The sequence below is a fragment of the Pseudonocardia sp. DxW genome (genome assembly GCF_058448985.1).
The window spans coordinates 174433-184876 of sequence record NZ_JBZFLK010000016.1 but is presented as its reverse complement, the minus strand read 5'-3'; the positions used below and the strand labels follow the sequence as shown (position 1 = coordinate 184876).

The following is a 10444-nucleotide window of genomic DNA, read 5'->3' as shown; positions in this document are numbered from 1 at the left end:
AGCACCGACGGCACCATCCCGCTCAGCGTGCGCTACGACCACTACGAGAGGGAGCACTCGGCACCGATGCCGTTCCTGTTCCAGATCCGGCGCGGCCCCCGCCCCCGCGCCATGAGCAGCGCCACCATCCAGAACTACGTCGCCGACCTGGCCACCGACGCCGGCCTGCTCGACACCGACGGCTCCCCACTGCGGCTGACCCCACACGACTTCCGCCGCCTGTTCATCACCGACCTGGTCACCGAGGGGTTCCCCATCCACCTGGCCGCCCAGCTCGCCGGGCACCAGCACATCGACACCACCCGCGGCTACACCGCCGTCTACCAGCACGAAGTCTTCGCCGCCTACGACCGGTTCATCACCGCCCGCCGCGAGCTACGCCCGGCCGCTGAGTACCGTGAACCTACCCAGCAGGAGTGGGGCGAATTTCACGAGCACTTCTCCCGCCGCCGTATCGCCCTCGGTTCCTGCCGCCGACCCTATGGCTCCGACTGCGCACACGAACACGCCTGCCTGCGATGCAACTTCCTCCAAGTCGACCTCGGTGAGATCACGCAGCTCGACGCCATCGAAGATAACCTGCACGCCCGCATCGCGGAGGCCGAGAGCAACTCCTGGCTCGCCGACGTCGAACAGCTCCACCTCACCGTCCGGCACCTGCGCGACAAACGCGACCAGGTCCAGCAGCTTCTCGACAGTCTCCCCGGGCCGCTGCTGACCGCCGCCCCCAATCGCTGACCGGAGCACCCTCCGGCTCCCGGAAGCTCAAGATCAACTGCAGTAAAGAACGTCCGTGGCCTGTGCACCCAGGTGACCTCGTTCATGGCCGAGTCACAGCTGACCCAGCGGCTGAGTGCGCTGCGTGGCGCCGGCATCGAGGGCATCGTCTTCGTGGGTGTCCCACGGACGATGAACGACGGCGAGGGATCAGGAGTAGCCCCCGTCGACGCGCTGGCTACCTACACAGATCTGGTGCCCGAGCGCGGCGTCGTCGTCATCCCCACCCGCGACGGCGAGGTCGGTCGGTTGAACTTCAAGTGCAACCAAGGCGCGACCTTCGGCCTGACGCAGCTGCTGTACTCGGACCGGATCGTCGAGTTCCTCCGCGACTTCGCCGCGCAGAGCCCGCACCGGCCGGAGTTGCTGCTGTCCTTCGGCTTCGTGCCTCAGGTCGAGAACCGGGTCAACCTGATCAACTGGTTGATCCAGGACCCCGGCAACCCGCTGGTTGCCGAGGAGCAGGCCTTCGTGACCAAGCTCGCTGACGGGGAGCCTGCCGAGAAGCGCACGATGCTGCTCGAGCTCTACAAGCGGGTCGTCGACGGAGTGCTCGAACTTGGTTTCCCCGTCAGCCTGCATCTTGAAGCCCCGTACGGTGCCAGCGCACCAGCTTTCGACACATTCGCGGCCATGCTCGACTACTGGGCTCCGGACACCGCGGCCGGGACCTGAGCGCCGATCAGCCGGCCCCTCGGCCCGGGCTCGGTCGATCCGCGCACTGCGATCCGGGGCGCGCCCGCGGCCAGCACCACCCTCCCCGGCTTCTCATGACACGAGTGGTGCTCGTCGGGGGTGCTTCCCCCACCCCCGACGAGCCCACCAGTCACTCTACCCGAAACACGAACATGTGTTCGATCTCGTGTGGGCGGCTATCCGGGTGGGGCTTGTAGCGAGATGTGCCCGGCCAGGAGCCGCCCGTCGTGGAGAGCGCGCTGGGTTTGCTGGGTCCGGTCGGGCTGGTGGAGGTCGAGCTGGGTGGCGACCAGGACGGTGAGCCGCCCGCGGGCCCGGGTGGCCGCGTGCCAGTGGTCGGGGATCGCGGGGCCGAGGTCACCGTCGTAGAACAGCCCGTCCGGGGCGGTAATCCGGATCCGGGGCGCGGGGATGAGGGCGGCCGACCAGCCGGGCAGGGCCGGCGCGGCCTGCAGCGCGGGGTGTTGTGCGGTGTCGGTGAGCAGCCTGAACCCGTGCCCGAGCAGGGCTGCGGTGATGGCGTCGACCGGCTCGGCGCCGGGTCGGGGGTCGCTGGTCGCGACGGTGACGGCGAAGGTCACGGTCACGTAGGCCACCGCCGCGGCGTCGGGGGTGCTGACCAGCCCTGGGCTTGCCCATGCGGTGCCTGCGTCGATGATGACTCCCCTTTTCCGGCGGCGGGCCGGGCGGACCGCCCCGGGGGAGTGTCGCGTATCGGTCGGACACCTCTTGGACGTGGCGCGGTGGGTCCTGCGGTCGGTGGCTGGTCGGTAGGGGTTCGCGGGCAGGCGAGCAGACCCGGGTGGGGCTTCGGCGCCGATAGCGCCCAGCCCCGGTCCGGGCGGGTGGGACAGGCCTCGCCGGGGGGCTCGGACCCGCAAGCGGGTTCCCACGCCGCCGCGGAGGAGCCGTGCGCTCCCGCCGCTCCCCTGGCGGGGACCCCACCCGGGCCCGCTCGTGAGGGCCGCGTCCCACCGACCAGCCCTCTCGAGGAGGACTTTCGATGTCTGCTCCTGCTATCCGTCTCACCTCGCATGGTGACCTGGCCAGCACCGTGGCCACGCTGATCGGGTACCACCCGACGGAGTCACTGGTGCTGATCGCTTTCGGGGCCGGCAGCTCCCGGATCGGGCCGGTGATGCGTGCCGACCTTCCCCCGGTGGGCGAGGTTGAGGTCCACGCGGCGCGGATGCTGGCGATGGTCCCGCCGGAGTACCACGATCATGCGGTCCTGGTGGCGGTCAGCGCGCGGCCGCGTGAGGACGCGGCCCGGGATGCCGCCCTGGTGCTGACTGCGGCCGGGGTGCGGGTCACGGCCAGTGTCCACACCTCCGGTACGCGGCCCGGACACCGGTGGGTCTGCCTCGATCCCGGCTGCGCCGAGTCCGGCACGGTCCCAGCGCCACCCGCGGAGCTCGCTGCCCGCGCGGCCTTCAACGGCCGGGCCACGCTGGACAGCCGGGAGGCGATCGAGCAGGCCCTCGCCCCGGTCGATCCCGAGACTCTGGCTCGCCGGGCACAACTCCTCGCTGCTGACGCGTGTGCGGGGGTACCGGGGGTGGGCGAGGTCGTGGACGACTACCTGGCTCACCGTGTCCTCGACGACGACCGCGTCCTGGCCCTGGTGGCCGCGCTGGCCGATCAGCGCGGCGTGGTCGAGCAGCTCCGCGAGCGCAGCTCGGATCTGCGGGCGGTGCTCGAGGCCCTGGTGCCCGCCACGCCGGCGCCGTGGTCGGCCCGGCCGGCGGCGTATCTGGCCCTGGCTGCGCTGCTGCACGGCGACGGCGCCCACGCCGGGGCCGCGGCCGCGGCCGCCACCCGCGCCGACCCGACGTCGTTGCTGGCGCAGCTGGTCGGCGCCGTCGCCCGTCGGTACCCCAGCCCGGACACGGTCCGCAGGCTGCTGACCCGCTTCTAGAAGCCCTGGGGACTGCACCCCGACGACCACCGGCGGCGGCCGCGGCCGCCGCGGCGGCGCCGACCGGACCCATCCGCGAGCTCGGGAGAGGAGGTGACCAGCGATGTGTGCTGATGGCTGCTACATGGTCTACGACCGCCAGGCCGGGCGGTGGAAGTGCTGCAAGTGCGAGCCGTGATCCACGGCGCGCGAAGGGGTGGACGGGCCGGCCGCTACCTGGCCCGTCCACCCCGACCGCACTCTACGACCACCACCTGTCGCACTCCGGTCGACGCGCAACGCGCGTCGGCACAGGGCCACCACCCGGTTCGGTAGTGCCTGGGTTCGGTGGCGGTTCGGCCGCACCGCGGGCGGGGGTGGGCCGTGGTGACTCTGCAGCCCTCTCGGGCGGCTTTCCCGACGATGCCGCGCCGGCCGCACCCGACGCGGGTGACACCACCAGCTCCCGAGCGCGCCTCACCTCCGGAGCGGGGGTGGTGTCACGCCGGTCGGGTGAGCGCGCGGCCCCGCCGCGCCGCCCGCCGGGCTGCGGGCGAGTCACGTCCCACCGCGACCGCGGTGGGGCTTCCACCGGCCCTGCTTCCCCAGGGGCCGGTGGGAGCGGTTGATTCGTCTGATCGGAGCCCCTCATGGGACAGACCACCACCCGCACCCGCGCGGCGGCGAAGACCCGCACGCGTAAGCGTGCGCGGCCGGCGCCGACCGAGGAGCAGCTGCAGGCCCGTCGTGAGGCGATGGCGGCCGCGCACGCCGACATGATGGCGCGCCTGGAGCGCATGGCGGCCGACCCGGTCGAGTGGCTGGAGTTCATCGAGACCGTCGCCGAGTGGGGCGCGCGCTACTCGCTGGGCAACCAGATCCTGCTCATGACGCAGGCGGCCGCGCGCGGGGTCGAGCCGCGGATGTTCATGGCCTTCGGCGCCCGCGACGGGAGCTCGGGCTGGCGCAAGCACAAGCGCACCGTGATGGCCGGCGAGACCGGGTTCACGATCTGGGCGCCGGTCAAGCGGCGGCTGCGCGAGGACGAGGTCACCGACTACGAGCAGCGCACCGGCCGCAAGATCGTGCGCGACGCGCAGAACCGGCTGCCGGTGGTGGTCATGGGTTGGAAGTTCGAGCGGACCTTCGAGCTCTCTCAGACCGCGCCGATCGTGCCGTGGGCCGACAACTACGAGGTGCCCACCGTGGCGGTGCGGCGCCAGGTGAAGCTGCACGGCGGCAAGCAGGCGGTCCTGCTCGATGGTGAGGACCCGACCGGGATCTACGACGACGTGGTCGCCATGATCGGTGCCGAGGGCTACGACTACGCCCTGGCCGCCCCCGGCAGCGGGTATCTGGGCTCGGCCAACGGGGTGACCGTGGCCGGTGCGGGGACGCGGCTGGTGCGGGTGCGTGACGACGTCAGCGGCGCCCAGCGGATCAAGACCGCCATCCACGAGCTCGCGCACATCCGGTGCGGGCACCTCGACCAGGAGTTCAGTTTCGTGGCGCCGGTGGCGCACCGCGGCCGCGCCGAGACCGAGGCCGAGTCGGTGGCCCACATCGTGTGCGCCGCGTTCGGGCTGGACTCCGAGCCCTACACCGACGCCTACGTGATGGGCTGGGCCGACGGCGACATCGACGTCGTGCGGGCCGCCGCGGCCACCGTCCTGCGGGTGGCGCGGGACATCGTCGACGAGCTCGCCCCGATCGCGCCGTTCGACGGCACACGCGACCCGCAGCCCGAGGACCACACCCCGGCGGTGGCGGCGTGAGCGCCGTGGAGTTCGCGGTGACCGTGGTCGACCTCCCGGCCGGCGAGGCGACCCCGCTGAGCGTGGTGTTCGACGAGCTCAAGCTGGCGTGTGTCGACGACGACCCGCCCGCGGCGCGGGCCGGGATCTATCTCGGCGCCACCTACACCAGCACCCAGGGTGGATGCGGGGCGGTGGCCGACGAGCACCTGCCGGCGGTGCTGCGCGCGGTCGCGCCGGGCGCGACCTGGCTGGCCTGGGACGACCCACACGAGGGCTGCCTCGGCGCCGCCGCGCTGTATGCCCCGGACCTGGGCGTGTGGACCGGCGAGTGCGACAGCTCCGGCGAGATCTACGTCCCGGCCGCCGCCCTGCCCCGGCCCGAGGTTCTGCAGGCCGACCCGGCCGCCCTCGCCGTCGTCACCGGGCTGGCCTGGCAGGACCGGATCGTCGCTCGCCACCGGGAGCTTGCGGCCGGGCCACCGGCCGCCGGGTTCGTGCCGGTCTGTGCGCCGGTCGAGGCCGAGTGGGACCGCCCGAGTGGGCTGATCTACATCGACGATCCGGTCGCCGGGACCCAGATCGTGCACGCCCCACCCGGGCCGGCGCTCGGACACATCAGCGAGCCGGCCGCCCGCTCCGCGGCGGCCGCGCTGGCCCAGGCCGGATGGCAGCTCATGCCCACCGCGGTCTCCGGGCCGCCATGGCAGCGCGCCGGGCACGCCACACACGTCGCGCAGCTCTACCGCCCCGCGCCCCAGCCGGCTCCAGCCGCGACCTGACCTCGCACGTTCTGCGGTGCCTCGAGCCCGGACCACCGGGCTCGGGGCGCCGCTGTCCCCCCGCATCGCTTGCAGAGATTGGACCCCTGTCGATGACGACCCTGGCTGACATTCGCCGCATCTTCTCCGTCCGCGGCCTCGACCCGGACCGGATCACCCAGCCCCCCGCGCCGGGGGAGGCCTCGTTCTTGTTCACCACCAGGCTGGGCGGGCAGGTGTGGTTCGCCCCGCACGAGCAGGACCGTCAGCGCATCGGCTGGGCCTACAGCGCGTGGAACCGGCACGGCGAGCTGACCGAGGCCGGGTGCACCGACACCACCGCCCCCGAGGGGCTGCTGCCGATGCTGGGGCGCCACCAGAGCTCCGCCACCGCGCCGGCCAGCCCCCGCCAGTACGACACCCTGCTCGCGCTGGCCCCCGCCGCCGGGCACAGCCCGTGGGCGATGAGCACGCAGGTGCCGGCGGATCGGTGGATCCTGGGACTGTTCGTGGCCTGGACCCAGCTACGCGAAGCCGACGCCGGCAGCATCTGCGGCGGTGACCTGGTCGAGCATCTCGACGCGGCGTTCGCCGCGATCGGGCTGACCGACGTCGAACTCGACGACGACGGGCACGCCCCGCTCGACGAGCTCGCCACCCACGTCGACCCCGGCCCGGCACCCGATGGTGAGGACCCGGCGGTGCCGCTGATCGCGGCCTACCTCGCCCAGGCTCTGGACCAGGCCCTCGAACCGGCCCGGGACCGGATACTCGACCACCAGCTCGGCGTGCTCACCATGGAAGGTCTGGCCGCCGAGATGGCCGCCGGCCTGCGCCGCAGCGGCCTGCTGGCCCCGGCGGCCGGGGCGGTGAACGAGTGAACCGCCCCGAGTGCAGCGTCGGTGAGATCGGCGCGCGCCTCGCGGCCGCGCTGAGCACCCTCGACGAGCAGACCTGGCGGGTCACCGAGCCCCAGGGGCCGGGTGGGGCTGGTCCACCGAGCACCCCTACCGGGGCGCGGTCGAGCAGGTCCGGATCAGCCAGGTGAGCCTCGGGCACGAGGTCACCGGCCCACCTGAACAGGCAGTGCGGCTCGGCGGTGGGCGCTGGCCGCTGTATGCGCGGGTGCAGCTCGCGGTGCATCCTCGGCTGCTGCCCGCCCTGACCAGGGCTCTGGCCGAGGTCGCGGCCGCCACCGCGGTGGATGCGGTGCCGGCACACCAGTGCCCGCACACCCACCAGGCGGTCTGCCCGCACGGTCACGACCACGCGACGGCCAGGCAGGTGCAGTGAGGGTCGGCTCCGCGGCTGTGTCCGCCCCCGGCCAGGGGCGGGCACACGCTGGCAGCGCCGGGACCGGACATCGGCGATGAACCTGCCGCGAGGTCCCCCCGGGTGAACCCGCCCGACCGACGAACTGGGCCAGTGACCGGTGAACAGGGGGCGGGTCCACACCGGGGTGACCACGGCAGAACCCACGCCGGCCCGGTCCCGGCGCTGCCCGGGCCACGTGGTGCGCCCCCGGGCTTCGCGGGGCGCACCGCCCCCGGGGCACGCGTGCCCGGGGGCGGGCCGCTTTCCCCTGTGGGAGGTCTGATGACCGTAGAACCGACCCCTGCCACCGAGACGGCTGTGCTGGACGCGGCGGCGTTCGGCCGTCTCGCGCTGGTCGACCCGAACACCCTGGAGCTGGAGGTCAACACCCGCCTCGACGCGAATCTCGACCCGCACTTCTGCGCCTCGATCCGCGACCGCGGAGTGCGCGAACCGATCACCGTGCGCCGCCGCGCCAGCGATGGCACCCTGATCGTGCGCACCGGTCAGCGCCGCACGCTGGCCGCGGTCCGGGTCGGTCTGTCCCAGGTGCCGGTCATCATCTCCCCCGAACCGGCCTCCGAGGACGGCGACGCCGTCGACACCGGCAGCGAGGACTACCGGGCCGGGCAGGCCGAACGGATAGTCGAACAGTTGGTCGAGAATCAGCATCGGCGTGGGATCGCTGATGCCGAGGAAGTCGCGGCGCACCAGCAGCTGCTCGGGCTGGGGTTCAAGCCGGCCGACATCGCGAAAGTGGTGCGCACCAAGGCCGATCGGGTCCGGGCGACCACCCAGGCCGCGCAGAGCGCGCGGGCGGTCGCGATCGGGTCGCGCTATGAGCTGGACCTGGTGCAGATGTCGGTGATCGCCGAGTTTGAGGACGACGACGAGGCGGTCAAGCAGCTCACCGTCGTCGCGGTGCGGGAGCCGGAGCGGTTCCGGCACGTCGCGCAGTGGCTGCGTGACGCGCGCGCCGAGCAGCAGGTGTATGCGGCGGCGGTCGCCGAGCTGACCGAGGCCGGGGTGCCGGTCATCGACCGCGACGACGACCGCTACACCGCGGCGACCGAGCTGTTCCGGCTGCGGCCCAGCTCCGAGGATCCCGACGACACCGTCCTGGAGGAGGAGGCCCACCGGGACTGCCCCGGCCACGCCGCGGAAGTGGTGACCGTCCGCCACTACGGCCAGGACCCCCAGTCCCGGGTGCGCTGGCTGTGTCTGGACCCGACCGCGCACGGGCACGCCCCGTTGCGCGAGAGCATGCGCATCCGCACGGGAGCCGCCGGTGGCAGTGCGGGTGAGAGCGACGAGGAGCGCGCCGCTCGCGAAGCCCGAGACAAGGAAGCGGCGCGCATCGAGCGGCGGCGGGTGATCGCCAACAACAAGGCGTGGACGTCGGCGGAGACCGTGCGCCGGGAGTGGCTGGCCGAGCTGCTGGCCAAGAAGTCCGCGCCGAAGGGCGCGGCGGTCTATGTCGCCGCCGAGCTCGGCCAGGGTGCTCACGCCCTGCGCAAGGCGATGGAGTCGGGCAACGCGCTGGCGTGTGAGCTGCTCGGGCTCGCCGCCCCGGACGGGGGCGGCTACTACAGCGGTCGGGTCAACCCGCTCGCCGAGGCCGCCCGCACCACCAGCACCGCCCGGGCCACGATGCTGTCGCTGGCGTTCGTGCTGGGCGCCTACGAGGCCGGCACTCACCAGGGCAACTGGCGCAACGCCGACCCCGCCACGCAGCGCTACCTGTCCCAGCTCCGCGACTGGGGCTACACGCTCTGCGAGGTCGAACAGCTCGCCCTCGACCCGAACGCCGACCACACCGCCACCCGCGCCCCGGGCGACAACGTCGACGGCGGCGACGCGGACGAGGAGGAGGACGCAGCCGCGGGGCCCGCCCCCGACTGCGAGCCGGACACCGCCGCCGCCGAGCTCGACAGCGCCGAGCCCGGCGGTCTCCCGGACGACGAGTCCGACTGACCCAGCACCCACCACACGCCCGGGCGGGCCGGCACAGCCGTCCCGCCCGGGCGTGTCTGCGCACCACCCTTCACGAAGGAGATCGAGATGCCCCAGACCGAGCACGTCCACGACCAGCTCAACCGCGATGCCCAGTTCCTGCCGCAGACCACTGACGACCAGCGCCCCGCGCTGCGCGTCGGTGGAGTTCTGGTCAGCGCGTACTGGCAGCCCGGCCCGCTGCTGCGGATCAGCGTCGACACCACTGACCTGGCCGCCGAGTTCCCGGACAACCCGCCGATGCAGGTCGCGCTCAACGACGGCGTCGTCTACCAGCTGCCCGCACCCGCCGGCGGTGTCGAGCAGGCGGTGCGTGGGCTCGGCGACCAGGAGCTGTTTCAGCAGCTTGCGTTGGCCGAGTACGCCGAGCTCTACGGCGGTGCCGGGTTCGACTACCCGATCGCCGACCTGGTCGCCGAGATCGACGTGCGCATGCCCGGCGGTCTCGAACGCCTCGCCGCCCGCTTCGACAAGCACGACGCGAGCGATGTCGTGCGCGCCTGGTTCACCGCCCCGGACACGCTGCTGGCCATCGCCCGCGCCGGGTGAACACGCCCTCTCGGGGTGTCGGGGCTCGGTGGGTGACGCCCGAAGGTCAGCACACCGGGTGCGGGGTCCGCGGCGATGAACCGGCACCGACACCGAGCGGGTGGGACACGCCTCGCCGGGGGGCTCGGACCGCCGCAGGCGGTTCCCACCCGCTCGGGCCAGCATCGAACCCCCGCCGCCCCTTTCGGGCCGCACCCCGGCGTGCTGAGGCAGGGCCGCGTCACCAACCAGCCCGACACGCCTTCAGGGAGGCACCCCATGAACCAGATCACCCCGACCGCGAACCCCGGCACGCAGGACACCCGGCGGGGCCTGCGGGTCAGCATCCTGCGCGCGGCGGACCTGCCCGACTGCTCGAACGGCGGGATCTCCGGTCGGGTCACCCGCGTGACCCTGGTCGGGGACCTCGTCGACTACTACGCAGCGGCCGTGCTCGCGCCCGACGAGCAGGCGCCGGCGGTGCGGCTGATCGAGCGGGCCGGCACGTACGGCATCGCCGTGCCCGACCTGGCCCGCCCCGACCGGGTCGGGCCGATGGCCTCCGGGGCGTTCATCTACAGCAGCGACTCCCGGTTCCGCGCGCTGTCGGCGCACCTGGGCTGCGGCGGGTCGGCGATCCCCCTGCACGACCGGTTCGAAACCACCGCCCAGTACGCCGCCCTGTCCAGCGACTACTGACCCTC

10 protein-coding genes and 1 pseudogene are annotated in these 10444 nt (G+C 73.2%); 10 read left to right on the top strand and 1 reads right to left on the bottom strand.

Going from position 1 to position 10444, the window contains the following annotated elements; all coding sequences use genetic code 11:
- Together ACVJO7_RS24085 and ACVJO7_RS24080 are read left to right on the top strand one after the other, a co-directional pair.
- A partial coding sequence (locus ACVJO7_RS24085) for a tyrosine-type recombinase/integrase (RefSeq protein ID WP_491674758.1) occupies positions 1-738 on the top strand: 738 nt, incomplete at its 5' end.
- 54 nt (positions 739-792) lie between these two features.
- Positions 793-1452: pseudogene (locus ACVJO7_RS24080) on the top strand (mycobacterial-type methylenetetrahydrofolate reductase); the annotation flags it as partial.
- Between the two features lie 197 nt (positions 1453-1649).
- Here ACVJO7_RS24080 and ACVJO7_RS24075 read toward each other — a convergent pair.
- Complete coding sequence (locus tag ACVJO7_RS24075) at positions 1650-2060, bottom strand: hypothetical protein (protein WP_491674757.1); 411 nt, start codon at positions 2058-2060, stop codon at positions 1650-1652.
- 416 nt (positions 2061-2476) lie between these two features.
- Between ACVJO7_RS24075 and ACVJO7_RS24070 the strand changes: the two genes are divergently transcribed.
- The 8 genes from ACVJO7_RS24070 to ACVJO7_RS24035 all read left to right on the top strand — a co-directional run bounded on the left by ACVJO7_RS24070 (position 2477) and on the right by ACVJO7_RS24035 (position 10439).
- Entirely contained in the window at positions 2477-3391 is a 915-nt protein-coding gene (locus ACVJO7_RS24070) for a DUF4192 domain-containing protein (RefSeq protein WP_491674756.1), read from the top strand.
- A gap of 629 nt (positions 3392-4020) precedes the next feature.
- Positions 4021-5145: a hypothetical protein gene (locus ACVJO7_RS24065; RefSeq protein ID WP_491674755.1), complete on the top strand. Its 1125-nt coding sequence runs from the start codon at positions 4021-4023 to the stop codon at positions 5143-5145.
- Positions 5142-5906, top strand: coding sequence for a hypothetical protein (locus ACVJO7_RS24060; RefSeq protein ID WP_491674754.1), 765 nt, complete (start codon positions 5142-5144; stop codon positions 5904-5906). The genes ACVJO7_RS24065 and ACVJO7_RS24060 overlap by 4 nt, the downstream gene beginning before the upstream one ends.
- Positions 5907-5998: 92 nt before the next feature.
- Complete coding sequence (locus ACVJO7_RS24055) at positions 5999-6766, top strand: hypothetical protein (protein WP_491674753.1); 768 nt, start codon at positions 5999-6001, stop codon at positions 6764-6766.
- 163 nt (positions 6767-6929) lie between these two features.
- Positions 6930-7178, top strand: a complete 249-nt coding sequence (locus tag ACVJO7_RS24050; RefSeq protein ID WP_491674752.1) for a hypothetical protein — start codon at positions 6930-6932, stop codon at positions 7176-7178.
- 303 nt (positions 7179-7481) lie between these two features.
- A complete protein-coding gene (locus ACVJO7_RS24045) occupies positions 7482-9173 on the top strand; it encodes a ParB/RepB/Spo0J family partition protein (protein ID WP_491674751.1) in 1692 nt (563 codons plus the stop codon).
- Positions 9174-9260: 87 nt separating this feature from the next.
- Complete coding sequence (locus tag ACVJO7_RS24040) at positions 9261-9761, top strand: hypothetical protein (RefSeq protein WP_281010738.1); 501 nt, start codon at positions 9261-9263, stop codon at positions 9759-9761.
- Between the two features lie 258 nt (positions 9762-10019).
- A complete protein-coding gene (locus ACVJO7_RS24035; protein WP_281010739.1) occupies positions 10020-10439 on the top strand; it encodes a hypothetical protein in 420 nt (139 codons plus the stop codon).
- Positions 10440-10444: the final 5 nt, after the last annotated feature.

Bases quoted from the DNA above. Each gene is read 5' to 3' on its own strand.
- ACVJO7_RS24070 (WP_491674756.1), top strand. From the start codon at position 2,477: ATGTCTGCTCCTGCTATCCGTCTCACCTCGCATGGTGACCTGGCCAGC.
- ACVJO7_RS24065 (WP_491674755.1), top strand. From the start codon at position 4,021: ATGGGACAGACCACCACCCGCACCCGCGCGGCGGCGAAGACCCGCACG.
- ACVJO7_RS24055 (WP_491674753.1), top strand. From the start codon at position 5,999: ATGACGACCCTGGCTGACATTCGCCGCATCTTCTCCGTCCGCGGCCTC.
- ACVJO7_RS24045 (WP_491674751.1), top strand. From the start codon at position 7,482: ATGACCGTAGAACCGACCCCTGCCACCGAGACGGCTGTGCTGGACGCG.
- ACVJO7_RS24040 (WP_281010738.1), top strand. From the start codon at position 9,261: ATGCCCCAGACCGAGCACGTCCACGACCAGCTCAACCGCGATGCCCAG.
- ACVJO7_RS24035 (WP_281010739.1), top strand. From the start codon at position 10,020: ATGAACCAGATCACCCCGACCGCGAACCCCGGCACGCAGGACACCCGG.